The following is a 17,159-nucleotide window of genomic DNA, read 5'->3' as shown; positions in this document are numbered from 1 at the left end:
GTATGTCAGACAAGAACCGGAACTGTGGGAGCGAGCCTGCTCGCGAAGATGGTGGAACATCCAGCACAGATGTCGACTGACACTCCGCCTTCGCGAGCAGGCTCGCTCCCACAGGTTTTTCACAGGGGTTTGTGTTGTGTGATCAGTCGCGGTACACCGGGAAATCACTGCACATCGCCGCAGCCTGGCGGGCGACCTGGGCCTCGACATCGGCATCGCCCAGGTGATCGAGGATGTCGCAGATCCAGCCTGCCAGCTCGATGCTCTGGGCTTCCTTGAAACCACGGCTGGTGATTGCCGGCGTGCCGATGCGCAGGCCTGAGGTCACGAACGGCGACTGCGGATCGTTGGGCACCGCGTTCTTGTTCACGGTGATGCCGGCACGGCCCAGGGCGGCGTCAGCGTCCTTGCCAGTCAAGCCCTGGCGGATCAGGCTGACCAGGAACAGGTGGTTGTCGGTACCACCGGACACCACGTCATAGCCCCGTTCGATAAACACCTGCGCCATCGCCTGGGCGTTGCGGATCACTTGTGCCTGGTAAGTCTTGAACGCCGGCTCCAGCGCTTCCTTGAAGCACACGGCCTTGGCGGCGATCACATGCATCAGCGGACCGCCCTGGCCACCGGGGAATACGGCAGCGTTGAGCTTTTTTTCCAGTTCCGGATTGGCCCTGGCCAGGATCAGGCCACCGCGCGGACCGCGCAGGGTCTTGTGGGTCGTGGTGGTGACCACGTCGGCGTAGGGCAGCGGGTTCGGGTACAGACCGGTGGCCACCAGCCCGGCGACGTGGGCCATGTCGACGAACAGCCAGGCACCGACCTTGTCGGCGATCTCACGGAAACGCGGAAAATCCAGGGTCTTGGAGTAAGCGGAGAATCCGGCGATGATCATTTTCGGCTGGTGCTCGACGGCCAGGCGTTCGACTTCGTCGTAGTCGATCAGCCCGGTCGCGGTGTCGATGCCGTATTGCACGGCGTTGTAGAGCTTGCCGGAAAAACTCACCTTGGCCCCGTGGGTCAGGTGACCGCCATGGGCCAGGCTCATGCCAAGCACGGTGTCGCCAGCCTGCAGCAACGCCAGGTACACGGCCGCGTTGGCCTGGCTGCCGGAGTGCGGCTGGACGTTGGCGTAGTCGGCGCCGAACAATTGTTTTGCGCGGTCGATGGCCAGTTGCTCGACCACGTCGACATACTCGCAACCGCCGTAATAGCGCTTGCCCGGATAGCCTTCGGCGTACTTGTTGGTCAGGCCGCTGCCTTGCGCTTCCATGACCCGTTGGCTGGTGTAATTCTCCGAAGCGATCAGCTCGATGTGGTGCTCCTGCCGCGCATCCTCGGCATTTATCGCCGCCAGCAGTTCGTCGTCGTAGCCTTTGATCTGGTCCTGCTTGCTGAACATGGTGAAAGTCCTCTGTTGTTCTCGAAATGGGGGGCACCTGTAGGAGCTGACGAGTGCAACGAGGCTGCGATCTTTTGATTTTTTAAAGCCAGATCAAAAGATCGCAGCCTGCGGCAGCTCCTACGGGGGTTATGCGTAGTCTTCGATGGATGGGCACGCGCAGATCAGGTTGCGGTCGCCGAACACGTTGTCGACACGGCCCACAGGCGGCCAATATTTGGCGTCGATCAAAGTGTCCAGCGGATAAACCGCCTGCTCACGGCTGTACGGATGCGACCACTCGCCGACCAACTCCGCCGCGGTGTGCGGGGCGTTTTTCAGTGGGTTGTCGTCCTTGTCCAGGGTGCCGTTTTCCACCGCGCGGATTTCTTCGCGGATGCGGATCATGGCGTCGCAGAAGCGGTCCAGTTCTTCCTTGGATTCGCTTTCGGTCGGCTCGATCATCAGGGTGCCGGCCACCGGGAAGGACATGGTCGGGGCATGGAAGCCGAAGTCGATCAGGCGCTTGGCCACGTCATCGACGCTGATGCCGCTGCTGTCTTTCAGTGGGCGCAGGTCGAGGATGCATTCGTGCGCCACCAGGCCGTTGCTGCCGGTGTACAGCACCGGGTAGTGCTCTTCCAGGCGACGGGAAATGTAGTTGGCGTTGAGGATCGCCAGCTGCGAGGCGCGCTTGAGGCCGGCGCCGCCCATCATGCGGATGTACATCCAGGTGATCGGCAAAATGCTCGCGCTGCCGAACGGCGCGGCGCACACCGCGCCTTCCTTGCGCGCCATGTGCGCGTGGCCTGGCAGGAACGGCGCCAGGTGCGATTTCACACCAATCGGGCCGACGCCCGGACCGCCACCGCCGTGGGGAATGCAGAAGGTCTTGTGCAGGTTCAGGTGCGAGACGTCGCCGCCGAACTTGCCCGGGGCGCAGAGGCCGACCATGGCGTTCATGTTGGCGCCGTCGATGTACACCTGGCCGCCGTGCTCGTGGATGATGCCGCAGATTTCGCGGATGCCTTCCTCGAACACGCCGTGGGTCGACGGGTAGGTGATCATCAGCGCGGCGAGGTGCTCGCGGTGCTCGATGGCCTTGGCGCGCAGGTCTTCGATGTCGACGTTGCCGCGGGCGTCGCAGGCGGTGACCACCACGCGCATGCCGGCCATCTGTGCGGTGGCCGGGTTGGTGCCGTGGGCCGAGGACGGGATCAGGCAGATGTCGCGACGGTCTTCGCCACGGCTCTGGTGGTAGGCGCGGATGGCCAGCAGGCCGGCGTATTCACCTTGCGAACCGGCGTTCGGCTGCAGCGAGATCGAGTCGTAGCCGGTGGCGGCGCAGAGCATCGCTTCCAGTTCATCGGTCAGCTGCTGGTAGCCGGCGCTTTGTTCGGCCGGGGCGAACGGGTGCAGGGCGCCGAATTCGGCCCAGGTCACCGGGATCATTTCGCTGGCGGCGTTGAGTTTCATGGTGCACGAGCCCAGCGGGATCATGGTGCGGTCCAGCGCCAGGTCCTTGTCCGCCAGCTTGCGCAGGTAGCGCATCAGCTCGGTTTCCGAGTGGTAGCGGTTGAACACCGGGTGGCTGAGGATCGGCGACTGGCGCAGCAGCGCGGCCGGGAGGGTCGCTTGCGTGGCGGCGGCGAGGGCGGCGAAGTCCGGCAGGGCCTGGCCCGCGGCGAACAGCGCCCACAGGGTTTCGACGTCAGCCTGGGTGCTGGTTTCATCCAGGGACAGGCCCAGACGTTCAGCGTCGACCACGCGCAGGTTGATCTGCTGGGCGTGGGCCTGCTCGTGCAGTTTTGCGGTGTTGGCGCCGGTGTTCAGGGTCAGGGTGTCGAAGAAGTGTTCTTGCTCGACGTTCAGACCGATCGCTTTCAGGCCTTGGGCCAGGATCGCGGTCAACTGGTGTACACGCTGGGCGATCTGCGTCAGGCCCTGCGGACCGTGGTACACGGCGTACATGCTGGCGATGTTGGCCAGCAGCACCTGGGCGGTGCAGATGTTGGACGTGGCCTTCTCGCGGCGGATGTGCTGCTCGCGGGTCTGCATCGCCAGGCGCAGGGCCGGCTTGCCGAAACGGTCCACCGAGACGCCGACCAGACGGCCCGGCATGTCGCGCTTGAACGCATCCTTGGTGGAGAAGTACGCCGCGTGCGGGCCACCGAAGCCCAGCGGCACGCCGAAGCGTTGCGCGCTGCCAATGGCCACGTCGGCACCGAATTCGCCCGGCGGGGTCAGCAGGGTCAGGGCCAGCAGGTCGGCGGCCACGGCCACCAGGGCGTTGGCGGCGTGCAGGCGCTCGGTCAGTTCGCGGTAGTCGAACACGTCACCGTTGCTCGCCGGGTACTGCAGCAGGGCGCCGAAGAACGGCGTCACGTCGCTCAGTTCGCGCTCGTCACCGACCACCACCTTGATGCCCAGCGGTTCGGCACGGGTGCGCAGCACGTCGAGGGTCTGCGGGTGGCAATGCACGGAGGCGAAGAACTGGTGGCTGCCCTTGTTCTTGCTCAGGCGCTTGCAGAAGGTCATGGCTTCGGCGGCCGCGGTGGCTTCGTCGAGCAGGGAGGCGTTGGCGATCGGCAGGCCGGTGAGGTCGCTGATCAGGGTCTGGAAGTTCAGCAGGGCTTCGAGGCGGCCCTGGGAAATTTCTGGCTGGTACGGGGTGTAGGCGGTGTACCAGGCCGGGTTTTCCAGGAGGTTGCGCAGGATCGGCGACGGCGTGTGGGTGCCGTAGTAGCCCTGGCCGATGAAGGTCTTGAACAGCTGGTTCTTGCCGGCGATGCCTTTGATCATCGCCAGGGCGTCGTCTTCGCTCAGGCCGTCTTCCAGGCCGAGCACGCTGGTGCCCTTGATGCTGTCGGGAATGACGCTGGCGCTCAGGGCTTCGAGGGAGTCGAAGCCGAGGGTGTTGAGCATGGCTTGCTCGTCACCGGCGCGGGGGCCGATGTGGCGGGCGATGAATTCATTGGCGGTGCTGAGATTGATAGTCATGGCAGGCTCCTCAGGCTTCGGCTTGGGCTTTGATAAGGCGGTCGTAGGCGTCCTGATCCAGCAGTTGGCCGAGCGCGGCAGCGTCAGCGGGCTGGAAACGGAAGAACCAGCCTTCGCCCAGCGGGTCTTCGTTGACCAGCTCCGGGTTGCTGTCCAGTTCCGAATTCACGTGCAGCACCTCACCGTCCAACGGCATGCCGATGCTGCTGGCGGCTTTCACCGATTCCACGACCGACACTTCGGCTCCGGCGTCGAAGCTGCCCAACTCAGGCACCTGAACGAATACCACATCCCCCAATGCCTGTTGGGCAAACGCCGTGATGCCAACGGTGACAGTGCCGTCAGCTTCGGTGCGCAGCCATTCGTGTTCGACGGTAAAACGCAATTCGCTCATATCAACTCCTCATTGTTCAGACTCATCCGCTGCAGGTGGCGGAGGCGATGGGCAGGCTCGGGTGTGGGTAGCGAGCTTGGCTGGAGGAGAGATAGCAAGGGTGGTGCCAAGGTTGATTAGTTGTTTTAAATCAATGGCTTAGTGATTTATTGGGCAAATTGATGCGCGGTTGCCGTATTGAAATCAAGACAGGCACGGGAAGGGAAGGGGCCGAAGTCCGGTGTAGACAGGTTGAGAAGGTTTTGTCTTGATTTCGATACGCTGTATCGATTTGCAAACAACTCTTTGTAGGAGCTGCCGAAGGCTGCGATCTTTTGATTTTGATCTTCGGCGGCTCAGGAAAAGATCAACATCAAAAGATCGCAGCCTGCGGCAGCTCCTACGGGGCGGGGTCGAATTTACGACTTGTTGGGTATGCCGTACTTGCGCAACCGAATGGCAATCGCACTATGGGACGTTTGCAGGCGCGCCGCGAGTAGCCGGCTGGATGGATAACTTTGGTAAAGCTGCTCCAGCAAATTCCTTTCAAACCCCTCGACAGCCTCCTCAAGGCTGCCCACCTCGCCATCGTTCCGGCGCTCCACAGCGGTGCGCGCAATGTCCAGGTCGTCAATGTCCACCAACGGGTTCTCGCAGATCGCCGCCGCGCGAAAGATCACGTTTTGCAGTTGCCGCACGTTACCCGGCCAGCGGTTTCCAAGCAGGGCGGGAAAGGTGCTGGGCGCCAGGCGACAGACCGGGCGCTGGATCTGCGCGCAAGCCTGCTGCATGAAGTGCTGGGCCATCAACAGGATGTCGTGGCCACGTTCGCGCAGTGGCGGCACCTGCAGGTTGAGGACATTGAGGCGGTAGAACAGGTCTTCGCGAAAGTGCCCTTCGCCGACCATTTTTTCCAGGTCGCGGTGGGTCGCGCTGAGGATCCGCACATTGACCTTGACCTCGCGATCGCCCCCGACCCGGCGGAAGCAGCCATCACTCAAAAAACGCAGCAGCTTGGCTTGCAGGTACGGCGACATCTCGCCGACTTCGTCGAGAAATACCGTCCCCTGGTCAGCCAGTTCCAGCAGCCCGAGCTTGCCACCCCGTTGTGCCCCGGTGAACGCTCCGGGGGCGTAGCCGAACAGCTCGCTTTCGGCCAGGCTCTCGGGCAGCGCCGCGCAATTGAGGGCCAGGAACGGCTTGTCACGGCGACCGCTGATTGCGTGACAGGCGCGGGCCACCAGTTCCTTGCCGGTGCCGGTTTCTCCCTGGATCAACAGCGGTGCGTCGAGGGCCGCCACCCGTTGCGCGCGGGCCTTGAGCGAGCGGATCGACGGCGACTCGCCGAGCAGCGCATCGAAACCTTCGGCGTGATCATGGTGCAGCGCCGAGAGACGTTCGCCAATGCGATTCGGCTGATAGAGGGTGAGCAGGGCGCCAGCGTCGGTAATCGGCATGGCGTCGAGCAGCAACGTGTGGCCACCAAGACTGACCTCGTGCATGGGCAGGCGGAAATGCTGGGCGATCAAGGTGCGTTGCAAATCGGTATCGTCGAACAGCGCGCTCAGAGATTCACCGGCCGGTTCGCGACCGCACAGGGCGATCAATGCCGGGTTGGCCAGCAGCACGTGCCCACGATCATCGACCGCCAGCACCGGGTCGGAACTGGCGGCCAGCAAGGCGTCCAGTTGCAGGCGCCGACGTTGCCCCGGAAGGATGTCGACCAGGGTCACCGCCTGCACACCGCGCACGCCGAACAGTGCCTCGCGCAACTCTTCCAGTACTTCGGCGCCGAGGGTCGGGGCGTCGATGTAGACGTTCGGCGGCACCATCTCCACGGCGTCCAGATTGAAGCTGCGCCCGCCGAGCAGGGCCAGCACTTCCTGGGTGATGCCGACGCGGTCGATGAAGGTGACGTGGATGCGCATGACAGGCCTGCAAGATGGGCGAACGAAAATCAGTATGCCGGGGCGAATTCGAGTTTGGCGAGCGTCACGTCATCCATTGGCCGTTTTGCGGGTGCTGGCCGCCAGGTCCTCGAGAAACGCCTGCAGGATCGGCGGCGGTGCCACACCGCGCCGGGTGATCACGTCGAACGGTGATTTCAGCCGCAGGCTCGCCGGGCCCAGTTGATGCATTTCGCCTGACTTGAGCCACTGGGCGGCGAAGTGCTCGGGCAGAAAACCCATGTAGGCGCCGGAGATGATCAGGATCGCCGAGGCTTCGATATTGTCCACGGTGGCCGCCGCCTTGCTCACGCCCAAGTGTTCCAGGTCGTATTGCTGCATGTAGCCGCGTACGACGATGCGACCCGCGCCGATTTCTTCGAGCAACTCGGCACCTTCGGCCGTGCTCCCATACAGCGGGTGCCGGCGCCCGCAATACAAGCCCAGCGCTTCCTGATACAGCGGCGATTGCAGCAGGCCCGGTACATGGATCGGAAAATGCCCGATGGCCAGGTGCAGGCGACCGTCGAGCACCCGTTCTTCCAGTTCTGCCGGAGTGCCGACGTACACGTTCAGGTGTACGTCATGCCCGCGCGACACGAAGCGCTGGGTGGTGCGCGGGATCGGCGAATCGGGGTCGGTGATGGTGGTGTCGATGATCCCCAGGTTGAGCTTGCCGCTGATGTGCTGCTTGAGTACGTCGGCGTCCATGCAGAAATTTTCCACCGCCGACAGCAGGCGCTGGGTGGCTTCATGGATCGCCACGCCTTGCTCGGTCAGGCGAAAGCCGCTGCGCCCGCGCTGGCAGAGCTTGACCCCAAGGCGGGTTTCCAAATGGGTCATCTGTTCGCTGATGGTCGACTGCCCGGCGTTCAACGCCGCCTGGGCGGCGGAGAAACCGCCGCAGCGGACAATCGTGGCAAATACCCTGAGCAGTTTCAGGTCGACATCGTGCAGTTGGATCATCGGGAACCTCCGGCATGGGGATGCATCGGGAATGCCGATATGAGTATCTGATGTTTAGCATTTTTTCCACGAAAACCTGCGCTCATAGTCTTTCCAACGGCGGTCGCCTTGCAGTTCCGCCAAGCCGATAACAAGAAGTGGAGAGGCTAGAAATGTCGAACAACGGTTATGAGTCCGGTCGTCTGAACCTGCCATTCGTGGGTCATTGCACCTTTGGCAAATCCCCGGTGTGCACCGATTGGGATGCGCTGGATGCCGACGTCGCGGTGCTTGGCGTGCCCAACGACATGGGCACCCAGTGGCGCTCCGGCGCACGCTTCGGACCACGCGGGATTCGTGAAGCATCGACGCTGTTTTCCTTCGGCCACGCCGGGGCCTACGATCACGAAGATGACGTGATGTACCTCACCGCATCGGACGTGCGCATGGTCGACATCGGTGATGCCGACATCGTCCACACCGACATGGCCACCAGTAACAAGAACACCGAATACGCGGTGCGCAAGATCCTCGATGCCGGTGTGATGCCGGTGGTGCTGGGCGGCGATCACTCGGTGCACGCACCGGTCATCAAGGCCTTCGAAGGGCGCGGCCCGATCCACATCATCCACTTCGATGCACACCTGGACTTCGTCGACGAGCGCCACGGCGTGCGTTACGGCCACGGCAACCCGCTGCGCCGCGCCTCGGAAATGAACCACATTGTCGGCATGACCCAAATGGGCATCCGCAACGTCTCGTCGTCCAACCGCGACGACTACGAAGCGGCTCACGAGGCCGGTTCGAAGATCCTCTCGGTGCGCGATGTGCGTCGCCTTGGCGTCGAAGGTGTACTGGCGCTGATCCCGCAGAACATCAACTACTACATCACCATCGACATCGACGGTTTCGACCCGTCCATCGCCCCCGGCACAGGCACCCCGAGCCACGGCGGCTTCCTCTACTACGAAGTGCTGGAAATCATCCAGGCCCTGGCCAAGCGCAGCAAAGGCAACATCGTTGGCATGGACCTGGTGGAGGTGGCACCGGTGTACGACCCGACCGGCATGACCTCGATCCTCGCTGCGCAGCTGCTGCTGAACAGCATCGGCTTCATCTTCCACGAGCGGGGCTTGGTGCGAGCCGCCGCCGAAAGCGAATCGCTGGCTTAAGAGCTGGCCAGCCTGAATATCGAAACCACGAAGACCCGGCAGGAACTGACTGCCGGGCAGAGAGAATAAAAATGGACACGATCGTCAAAAATTACCTGCAGAAGTTTGGTGTCAGCGAAGCCACCCAGACCTTCCTTAGCAAAGCGCAGAAGATGTTCATAGGCGGTACCTGGGTCGATGCCAGCGACGGCCAGACGTCCGAAGTCATCGAGCCCTCGACCGAAGGCCTGATCACCCGCATTCCCATGGGCACCACTGAAGACCTGGACCGCGCCGTACAAGCTGCCCGTGCGCAGTTCGATGGGGGTGAATGGAGCCAGGCAAAACCGGCGCAACGCGAACGCCTGATCCAGCGCCTGGCGGATTTGATCGAACAGAACGCCGACGAGCTGGCGCAAATCGAATCGATCGACATGGGCAAGTCGGTAAGCTTCGCCAAGGACGTCGATATCCAGGGCACCGTCGATACACTGCGCTATTTCGCCGGTTGGGCCACCAAGCTCCACGGGCGCACCGTCGAGCCTTCGCTGCCGGGTAATTACCTGGCCTATACCCGCAAGGAAGCGGTAGGGGTGGTCGGCGCCATCGTGCCGTGGAACTTCCCGCTGCAAACCATGGCCTGGAAACTTGGCGCGGCGCTGGCCACCGGTTGCACCGTGGTGGTCAAGCCCGCTGAGCTGACCTCGCTGTCGGCCCTGCGTTTCGCGGAACTGGTGCAGGAAGCGGGCATTCCGGACGGCGTGATCAACATTGTCACTGGTCGCGGCAGCGTGGTCGGCGCGGCCATGACCACCCACCCCGGCATCGACAAATTGACCTTCACCGGTTCCACCCCGGTGGGCCTTACCGTTGGCCGCGCGGCGCTGGACGACATGAAGCGGCTGACCCTCGAACTCGGTGGAAAGTCGCCAGTCATCGTGTTTGCCGATGCCGACATTCCGGCCGCGGCACAAGCGGTCGCCAATGGCGTATTTTTCAACTCCGGGCAGGTATGCGATGCCGGCACGCGGGCTTATATTCATAGCAGCGTCCATGACGAATTCCTGCGTGAGCTGATCGCCTATACACGCACCCTGAAAATGGCCCCGGGCCTGGACCCGGACTGCTTCATCGGCCCGCTGGTGTCGGCCCTGCAAAAGCAGCGCGTTACCGAGTACATCGAGACCGGCAAGGCCGAAGGCGCCGAACTGGTGTACGGCGGCCAACCGGTCGATGGTCCGGGGTTCTTCGTCGAGCCGACCATCTTCGCCAATTGCCGCAACGACATGCGCATCGTCCAGGAAGAGATCTTCGGTCCGGTGCTGGTGACAGCAAAGTTCGATGATGATGAAGAGGCCCTGGCCCTGGCCAATGACTCAGCTTTTGGCTTGGCGGCTGCCCTGTACTCCAACGACCTGGGCAAGGTGCATCGCCTGATACCACGCCTCAAGGCCGGCTCGGTCTACGTCAACGCCCACGGCACCCTCGACCCGTCGATGCCGTTCGGTGGCTACAAGCAGTCCGGGTTCGGCAAGGACCTGGGCGCCGAGCAGCTCGATTACCTGCTCGAAACCAAGGCGGTGTGGATCACCTTGCCGTGAGTCATGGCTGACTCTTGAACGACACAAACCCTGTGGGAGCGAGCCTGCTCGCGAAGAGGCTGGCATATCCAGCATCAATGTCGCCTGAAACATCGCCTTCGCGAGCAGGCTCGCTCCCACAGGTTCCCCAGCAGGGATGTCGTTCACCCAAAAGAACGCGGTTATCTCGTCATGATCTTCCAACAATAAGAGTCCATCATGAACACTAACGCCAAGTCCGCCACGAGTGTCTCCTCCCTCGACGACAAATCCGTCGTCGAGGGGCATTCGATTGACTTCATCCCCGAGAACGAGCGCACCGACAAACTGTCGAGCCAGGGCCCGTTCTGGTTCCTCGGCAATTTCACCTTCTTCACCATGACCATCGGCTTCGTCGGCCCAAGCGTCGGCCTGACCGCGCTCTGGACCACACTCGCCGGCACCCTGGGCATTATGTTTGGCACGCTGTTCATGGCGTTTCACGGTTCGCAAGGCCCGCACCTCGGCTTGCCACAGATGATCCAGTCCCGCGCGCAGTTCGGTTACCGTGGGGTGATCCTGGTGCTGCTGGCGACGCTGTTCGTGTTCGCCGGGTTCAACATCGTCAACCTGGTGCTGATGATGCAGGGCCTGCACACGCTGTTCGGTTTCAGCCCCGCGGTGATCGCGGTGGCGGTGACCCTCCCGGCGGCGGTGTTGGCGATCCTCGGCCATGACTGGATGCACCGCAGCTTCAAATGGGCGTTGTGCCTGTCGCTGCCGCTGTACGGCCTGGTGACCCTGGCGGTGTTGATGGGCTGGGTACCGGACGCCGTGTTGCCGGCGCTGGCCGAGGGCGAAGCGGCCCCCGCACCGCTGGGCTTCAACTGGACCGGTTTCATCGCGCAGTTCGCGGCCGCGGCGAGTTACAACATCGCCTATGCCCCCTACGTGTCGGACTACTCGCGTTACCTGCCAAAGAACACCTCCAGCGGCAAGCTGATCGCCGTGGTGTTTCTCGGCGCTTCGTTGTCCGGAGCGTGGATGATTTCCGTCGGTGGCTGGCTGGCCGATCACCTGCACTCCACCGATGTGCTGGTGGCCCTGGGTCAAGTCGGCAACACCGTGTCGCCACTGATGGGCACCGCGGTCGTGGTGGTGACCATCCTGGCGTTCCTGCCGGTGATCGCGATGAACATCTACAGCGCCAAGCTGACTACCCTGACCTGTGTCGATTCGATCAGGCACATCGAGCCGACCCGCAAGGCGCGGATCCTCGCCATCGCGTTCGTGATCCTGCTGCAACTGGGCGTGGCCCTGAGCATCCAGAGTTCCGGCAAAGGCCTGTCGGTGCTCGGCATCTACCTGGTGGTGATGCTGTACTTCCTGGTGCCCTGGACCTCGGTCAACCTCACGGACTATTTCTTCGTGCGCAAGGGCCGCTACGCCATCCCGCACTTCTTCATGCCCCACGGCAACATCTACGGCAACTGGGGCCTGCGTGGCATCGCCGCCTATGCCATCGGCTTTATCTCGATGATTCCGTTCTTCTACATCTACGACGGCGTCGAGCAACGTGAAGTGTATGTCGGCCCGCTGGCCAAGGCCCTGGGCAGCATCGACATCGCCTGGCTGGTGGGGCTGATCGTCTCGGGCCTGGCGTACTACTGGCTGAGCCGTTCGATCGACCTTGCGCGCGAAGAGGCCGTTATCCAGCAGGTCGAAATAACCTCCCCGCAATACACCACTGGCGACACGCTGACCCATAAACAGCAACCACGGCCGGTATTCACTCAAACGACGGTCGGGAGATAGTCATGACCACGCAAAGAATGACCACGCAAAAATACGACTACATCATCATTGGCGCAGGCTCGGCAGGTTGTGTGTTGGCCAACCGCCTGAGCGAAGACCCGGCCACCTCGGTGCTGGTCCTGGAATTCGGTGGCAGCGACAAGAGCGTGGTGATCCAGATGCCCAGTGCGTTCTCGATCCCGATGAACACCAAGAAGTACAACTGGCGCTACGAAACCGAGCCGGAAACCTACCTTAACGGCCGGCGCATTCATTGCCCACGGGGCAAGGTGCTGGGGGGTTCGTCGTCGATCAATGGCCTGGTGTACATTCGCGGCCACGCCCTGGATTTCGACGAATGGGAATCCCTTGGCGCCCAAGGCTGGGGCTACAAGAATTGCCTGCCGTACTTCAAGCGCGCCGAAAGCTACGAGTCCGGTGGCGACAGCTATCGCGGGCAGACCGGACCACTGCACACCACCAACGGCAATCACATGAAAAATCCGTTGTACGGGGCCTGGGTCGAAGCCGGCGCGGAGGCGGGCTACATCAAGACCGAAGATTGCAACGGCTACATGCAGGAAGGTTTCGGTGCGATGCACATGACCGTGAAAAATGGCGTGCGCTGCTCCACGGCCAACGCCTACTTGCGTCCGGCCATGGGCCGTCCGAACCTGACGGTGATTACCCATGCGATGACGCGCCAGGTCATCCTCGAAGGCAAGCGTGCAGTCGGGGTGATGTATGACCACGGGGGTCAGACCCACCAGGTTTATTGCAACCGCGAAGTCCTGATCTCGTCCGGGCCGATCGGTTCGCCGCACCTGCTGCAACGCTCCGGCATCGGCCCGGCCGAGGTCCTGCGCAAGGCCGGGATCGGCGTGCGCCATGACCTGCCGGGGGTAGGGGAGAACCTGCAGGATCACGCCGAGGTGTACATCCAGTTCGGCTGCAAGGAACCGGTGACGCTCAACAGCAAGATGGACCCGCTGAGCAAATTGATGATCGGTTTGCGCTGGCTGCTGTTCAAGGACGGCCTGGGCGCCACCAACCACTTCGAGGCCGGTGGTTTCATTCGCTCCGAGAAGGGCCTGCGCTGGCCGGACATCCAGTTCCACTTCCTGCCGGCAGCGATGCGCTACGACGGCAACAAGCCGATCAAGGGCCACGGTTTCATGGTGCTCACAGGGCCAAACAAACCGAAAAGCCGTGGCTATGTGCGCGTGCGGTCGGCCGATCCGTACGAACACCCGGAGATTCGCTTCAACTACCTGGAGCGCGAAGAGGACCGCGAAGGCTTCCGCCGCTGCATCCGCCTGACCCGGGAGATCATCGGCCAGAAAGCCATGGACCGTTTCCGCGACGGCGAAATCGCCCCCGGAGCGCTGGTGACCAGCGATGAAGACCTCGATGCCTTTGTTCGTGACAACCTCGAAAGCACTTACCACCCCTGTGGCTCGTGCCGCATGGGCGAGGACGACATGGCGGTAGTGGATTCCGAGCTGCGGGTGCATGGCATCAAGGGCTTGCGGGTCATCGACTCTTCGGTGTTCCCGACCGAACCGAACGGCAACCTCAATGCGCCGACCATCATGCTCGCCGAACGGGCTTCGGACCTGGTTCGCGGGGTGAAGATGTTGCCAGCGTCGGATGTGCCGGTGGGGCTGGTAGAGAATTGGGAAAACAGCCAGCGCACGACCTTGCCAGGACGTAACGTGCGCGTTTAAGCAAATCCTGTGTGGGAGCGAGCCTGCTCGCGAAAGCGATGGACCAGTCAACATCAATGTTGAATGTCATGGCCCCTTCGCGAGCAGGCTCGCTCCCACAGGAAAAATTCGATTGCCATTGCTAGGCTCAAACTCCCAAGACCGCAATGGAGCACCCTCATGGCTATCCTGGCCCTGCGCGCCGACGCTTCCCACATCGACACGATCGCGCCGTTATTCGACGCTTATCGTGGCTTCTACGGCCAGCCGTCGAACCTGCCCCAGTCCCGCAACTTCATTGCCGAACGCATTGCCCGCGACGAGTCGGTGATCTTCTTCGCCGAGGACACCGACGGCCAGGCGCTGGGTTTCGTGCAGATGTTCCCAACCTTTTCCTCCATCGACGCGCACCGCACCTGGCTGCTCGGCGACCTGTTCACCACGCCCGCCGCCCGGGGCAAAGGCGTTGGTACGCTGCTGATGAATACCGCCCGCGACTTTGCGCGGTTGATGGGAGCCAAGGGCATGACCCTGGAAACCGCAACTGACAACTACGGTGCCCAGCGTCTGTACGAGTCATTGGGTTATGTGCGCGATCCCGGTTACTACACCTATTGCCTGGACTTGAAACAAGGTTAGGTTCAAAAAGCGGCAGCCTCGACGAGGCTGCCGCTCTGGAGGCAGGTTTTCATCTGCGTGGTGATTGCCATGTTGGCAGGCACCATCGTCCAGGTGCGCTCGAGCGTTGATCGTTATTGCTGGTTTGCTCGAACATCAAGGTTAATTGCGCCGCGCCGTGCGCCTCGCGACGCCGGCAACGCTGACGGGCGTAAGAGGACGCCCGACCACCGCCTCGGCGTGAGGAACGACGCTGTGCACGCCGGGGATCGACAAGGTCTCTCCAAGCTCCAGCGCACACATCAGTACGAATGCCGCCAGAAGGAAGCCGAAGGATTTCATCAATAGGTTCATTGGGCTTTTCCTCGAACAAAGTTGCTGGGCAAGTCCTCGGCGTTGGGCAGGTCTTTGAGTTCGATTTTCTCGGCATTGGTCGAATTGTTAAACGTGAAATCATCAACCGCGACGGCATCGCCACTTTTAAAGTCGCTTAGCTGGATGCTGTATTGGGGACTACCGGCAATTGTTTTGGAAGTGATGACATAACGGCAAGGGTAGGGGCGATCGCCTTGGGCGATCCATATTTGCCAGTCAACGTCTTTCTTCCTGAAAGCCAGGTGATCGCATTCGGTCCCCCCGATAACGCCACTTCCAAGATCCTTGATGTTGGTCACGCCTGACATCAATTGATCCTGGGGATTGGACATCAACAGATCTGCACCGGGCAGTGGCCTGTTGTATTTGTCGCGCAGCGTATCGAGAAGCTGGTCAACCGTGCCCGGGATTTCGACCTGCGTGTAGATGTTTTTGCCTTTGCCGATCAAGGTCAGCGTCTTGCCATCAAACAGCATCTCAAGGTCGGCAAAGCCACTGGTGCGTGTACCGCGCAGCTTGTCAGGCCGGGTGATGGCAACGGTGCCGGAACCTGCCAGTGCAAGTCGTTGCTTATCTTTAGTAACGACATCCAGAATCGTGTCGTAGCTAAACGATATATTTTTTTGCGCTGACATATAGTCGGACATGTTCTTGAGCAGTGTTTTGGCATATGCCTCATCGGCCAATGCCGCTGTTGATGTACTCAAGCCGATAATCAGTGCGAGGCTCGCTCCAGCGAAGCGGTTTATAGAAGTGTCGAGAAACTTTTGGGCGATCTTTTCCATGAGAGGTCACCGCTATAAGAATGCCGGGTTGGCAGTGCGGACTTGTAAAGTTAGTCCCATCATCAGCAGTTTGCCGTCTATTGGCCGACCATTCATCTGACATTCAAACCCGCCATTACACTCTGGGTTTGGCAATGAAAAATGCCGCCCGGTCAGGCGGCATGTTTATTGATTCCAATGCGCTGTGAACCCATCAGGCCGTTTGCTGTTTCTGCTCGCCGAACACCGGACGAAAGAAGGAGCGCTCATAGCTGAGGATGCAGCGCGTTTCTTCTGCGTACTTGAAGGCGGCGATGCATTCCGCGTCCTTCATAGACTGTTGGCGATACGTTTCGTAGGCCGCAAGGCTAGGGAAGGTGAACATGGCCAGGGCAACGTTGTTGGCCCCCTCGGACGGCAGGAAGTAGCCGTGATGCTGGCCGCCGAACTTCTCCACCAGTGGAATCCACAGTTTGCCGTAGTGTTCGAATGCATCGAGCTTGTAGGGGTCCAGCACATATTTCAGGTAGCAGGTGACCATCGGTTTTTTCTCTCTGACAGGTTAGCTATGTTCGGTGGTTGAATCGTCCGGCAGGTCGGGCAGAAGCCGCGCCGCCACGTCTGCGACAGCCTCGCCGCAGGTATCGCGCTTGAGCCATTCGGCCGGCGGCCAGCCCACCACGTTGAGGAAGGTTCGAGAGAGCGAGGCTTGCGAACTGTAGCCGACTGTCGCGGCGATGACTTTGATCTGCACACCATCGCGCAATAGATCCTGGGCCAGTTTCATTCGCCAGGCGGTGACGTAGCCCATCGGCGAAATGTCCATGATCCGGGTAAAACAGGCGGCAAATTTTGACCGCGACATATTCGCAAGGCTGGCCATTTTCTCTACGGTCCAGGGCGCCTCGGGCTCCTGGTGAATGCGCTTGAACACTGTCCCGAGGCGCCCATCCTGAAGGGCGTACAGCAAACCGCTGGATATCTTGCCCTCGCTGACCGAGCGGCGCACCAGGAGCACGAACAGGTATTCGAGCAGCAGGTTCAGGGCTTTGGTTCGGCCGGGGGCCTTGTCCTGAAATTCATTGATCAGGGTGCCGAGCAGGGGCGTGAGGTTTTCCAGTTGGCGAAAGGCAAACACCAGGGTTTCCTTGAGCCCGAGCGGGAAGGGTTGCAGGGAATTGCGTCCGAACTGGAACGAAGCGCAGATCAATTCGGCGCCCTCGACCGAGCTTGAGCGCAATTGATAACGGCAGCTGCTGGGGCAAAACAGCACACTGGGCTCGTTGATCGAGATCGTTGGCAGCCCCGGTTGCACCATGTGGATACCGCCACGACGGATCACATGGATGAACGCCATGCCCGGCGGCTTGTCGAGCACCAGTGTGCCCACCATGGGGCCGGAAAAGAACAGCCGACCCTGCAGTTGTGTGCGCTCGAAGAATTCGGAAAGGATATCCATGTTGGAGACGCCTGGGTAAAGACGCTGTACGCCCTGGCAAAAGAGGAACAGGGCGCGACCGTAGGATGACGTTCTCGCCGATGGTAAACAA

At 61.5% G+C, this 17,159-nt stretch carries 14 protein-coding genes; 5 read left to right on the top strand and 9 right to left on the bottom strand.

All coding sequences use genetic code 11. The features are described 5' to 3' along the window. Window positions 1–142: 142 nt before the first annotated feature. The 5 genes from glyA to PSUM_RS08725 form a co-directional block, all read right to left on the bottom strand. Entirely contained in the window at window positions 143–1,399 is a 1,257-nt protein-coding gene (gene glyA, locus PSUM_RS08745; protein ID WP_083349373.1) for a serine hydroxymethyltransferase, read from the bottom strand. A gap of 129 nt (window positions 1,400–1,528) precedes the next feature. Further along, entirely contained in the window at window positions 1,529–4,378 is a 2,850-nt protein-coding gene (gcvP, locus tag PSUM_RS08740; protein WP_083349372.1) for an aminomethyl-transferring glycine dehydrogenase, read from the bottom strand. 10 nt (window positions 4,379–4,388) lie between these two features. Further along, window positions 4,389–4,772, bottom strand: coding sequence for a glycine cleavage system protein GcvH (gene gcvH, locus PSUM_RS08735; protein WP_083349371.1), 384 nt, complete (start codon window positions 4,770–4,772; stop codon window positions 4,389–4,391). 398 nt (window positions 4,773–5,170) lie between these two features. Beyond that, window positions 5,171–6,679 (bottom strand): sigma-54-dependent transcriptional regulator, encoded by a 1,509-nt coding sequence (locus PSUM_RS08730; RefSeq protein WP_083349370.1) that lies wholly within the window; start codon window positions 6,677–6,679, stop codon window positions 5,171–5,173. A 69-nt stretch (window positions 6,680–6,748) separates the two neighbouring features. Next, window positions 6,749–7,663 carry a LysR family transcriptional regulator gene (locus tag PSUM_RS08725; protein ID WP_020796887.1) on the bottom strand — a complete coding sequence of 305 codons (915 nt, stop codon included), beginning with the start codon at window positions 7,661–7,663 and terminating at the stop codon, window positions 6,749–6,751. Window positions 7,664–7,815: 152 nt separating this feature from the next. Here PSUM_RS08725 and speB point away from each other — a divergent pair, with 152 nt between their 5' ends. From speB to PSUM_RS08700, 5 genes are all read left to right on the top strand, one after another. Then, window positions 7,816–8,814: an agmatinase gene (speB, locus tag PSUM_RS08720; RefSeq protein ID WP_033045363.1), complete on the top strand. Its 999-nt coding sequence runs from the start codon at window positions 7,816–7,818 to the stop codon at window positions 8,812–8,814. Window positions 8,815–8,885: 71 nt separating this feature from the next. Beyond that, window positions 8,886–10,394, top strand: a complete 1,509-nt coding sequence (locus PSUM_RS08715) for an aldehyde dehydrogenase family protein (RefSeq protein ID WP_033045362.1) — start codon at window positions 8,886–8,888, stop codon at window positions 10,392–10,394. Window positions 10,395–10,592: 198 nt separating this feature from the next. Continuing rightward, window positions 10,593–12,167 (top strand): purine-cytosine permease family protein, encoded by a 1,575-nt coding sequence (locus PSUM_RS08710; protein WP_020796890.1) that lies wholly within the window; start codon window positions 10,593–10,595, stop codon window positions 12,165–12,167. A gap of 17 nt (window positions 12,168–12,184) precedes the next feature. Continuing rightward, entirely contained in the window at window positions 12,185–13,873 is a 1,689-nt protein-coding gene (betA, locus tag PSUM_RS08705) for a choline dehydrogenase (RefSeq protein WP_020796891.1), read from the top strand. A 159-nt stretch (window positions 13,874–14,032) separates the two neighbouring features. After that, the gene (locus PSUM_RS08700) at window positions 14,033–14,491 is read left to right on the top strand and encodes a GNAT family N-acetyltransferase (RefSeq protein WP_033045361.1); all 459 of its coding nucleotides are present in this window, start codon (window positions 14,033–14,035) and stop codon (window positions 14,489–14,491) included. 141 nt (window positions 14,492–14,632) lie between these two features. Here PSUM_RS08700 and PSUM_RS08695 read toward each other — a convergent pair whose 3' ends face one another. From PSUM_RS08695 to PSUM_RS08680, 4 genes are all read right to left on the bottom strand, one after another. Next, entirely contained in the window at window positions 14,633–14,824 is a 192-nt protein-coding gene (locus PSUM_RS08695; RefSeq protein WP_020796894.1) for a hypothetical protein, read from the bottom strand. Further along, window positions 14,821–15,630 carry a DUF2092 domain-containing protein gene (locus tag PSUM_RS08690; RefSeq protein WP_033045360.1) on the bottom strand — a complete coding sequence of 270 codons (810 nt, stop codon included), beginning with the start codon at window positions 15,628–15,630 and terminating at the stop codon, window positions 14,821–14,823. Before PSUM_RS08690 ends, PSUM_RS08695 begins: the two co-directional genes overlap by 4 nt. A gap of 193 nt (window positions 15,631–15,823) precedes the next feature. Continuing rightward, window positions 15,824–16,150 (bottom strand): NIPSNAP family protein, encoded by a 327-nt coding sequence (locus tag PSUM_RS08685; protein ID WP_020796896.1) that lies wholly within the window; start codon window positions 16,148–16,150, stop codon window positions 15,824–15,826. A 21-nt stretch (window positions 16,151–16,171) separates the two neighbouring features. Continuing rightward, on the bottom strand, window positions 16,172–17,068 hold the full coding sequence (locus PSUM_RS08680) for an AraC family transcriptional regulator (RefSeq protein WP_083349369.1): 897 nt from the start codon (window positions 17,066–17,068) through the stop codon (window positions 16,172–16,174). Between the last annotated feature and the right edge of the window lie 91 nt (window positions 17,069–17,159).

Origin of the sequence: Pseudomonas umsongensis (assembly GCF_002236105.1) — a bacterium.
Lineage (GTDB): Bacteria > Pseudomonadota > Gammaproteobacteria > Pseudomonadales > Pseudomonadaceae > Aquipseudomonas > Aquipseudomonas umsongensis.
This window is presented reverse-complemented; position numbering and strand designations above follow the sequence as displayed.

Coding starts and splice junctions, on each gene's coding strand:
- PSUM_RS08700 (WP_033045361.1), top strand. CDS start 14,033: ATGGCTATCCTGGCCCTGCGCGCCGACGCTTCCCACATCGACACGATC.
- PSUM_RS08715 (WP_033045362.1), top strand. CDS start 8,886: ATGGACACGATCGTCAAAAATTACCTGCAGAAGTTTGGTGTCAGCGAA.
- PSUM_RS08725 (WP_020796887.1), bottom strand. CDS start 7,663: ATGATCCAACTGCACGATGTCGACCTGAAACTGCTCAGGGTATTTGCC.
- gcvP (WP_083349372.1), bottom strand. CDS start 4,378: ATGACTATCAATCTCAGCACCGCCAATGAATTCATCGCCCGCCACATC.
- betA (WP_020796891.1), top strand. CDS start 12,185: ATGACCACGCAAAAATACGACTACATCATCATTGGCGCAGGCTCGGCA.
- PSUM_RS08690 (WP_033045360.1), bottom strand. CDS start 15,630: ATGGAAAAGATCGCCCAAAAGTTTCTCGACACTTCTATAAACCGCTTC.
- PSUM_RS08710 (WP_020796890.1), top strand. CDS start 10,593: ATGAACACTAACGCCAAGTCCGCCACGAGTGTCTCCTCCCTCGACGAC.
- gcvH (WP_083349371.1), bottom strand. CDS start 4,772: ATGAGCGAATTGCGTTTTACCGTCGAACACGAATGGCTGCGCACCGAA.
- PSUM_RS08695 (WP_020796894.1), bottom strand. CDS start 14,824: ATGAACCTATTGATGAAATCCTTCGGCTTCCTTCTGGCGGCATTCGTA.
- PSUM_RS08685 (WP_020796896.1), bottom strand. CDS start 16,150: ATGGTCACCTGCTACCTGAAATATGTGCTGGACCCCTACAAGCTCGAT.
- PSUM_RS08680 (WP_083349369.1), bottom strand. CDS start 17,068: ATGGATATCCTTTCCGAATTCTTCGAGCGCACACAACTGCAGGGTCGG.
- PSUM_RS08730 (WP_083349370.1), bottom strand. CDS start 6,679: ATGCGCATCCACGTCACCTTCATCGACCGCGTCGGCATCACCCAGGAA.
- glyA (WP_083349373.1), bottom strand. CDS start 1,399: ATGTTCAGCAAGCAGGACCAGATCAAAGGCTACGACGACGAACTGCTG.
- speB (WP_033045363.1), top strand. CDS start 7,816: ATGTCGAACAACGGTTATGAGTCCGGTCGTCTGAACCTGCCATTCGTG.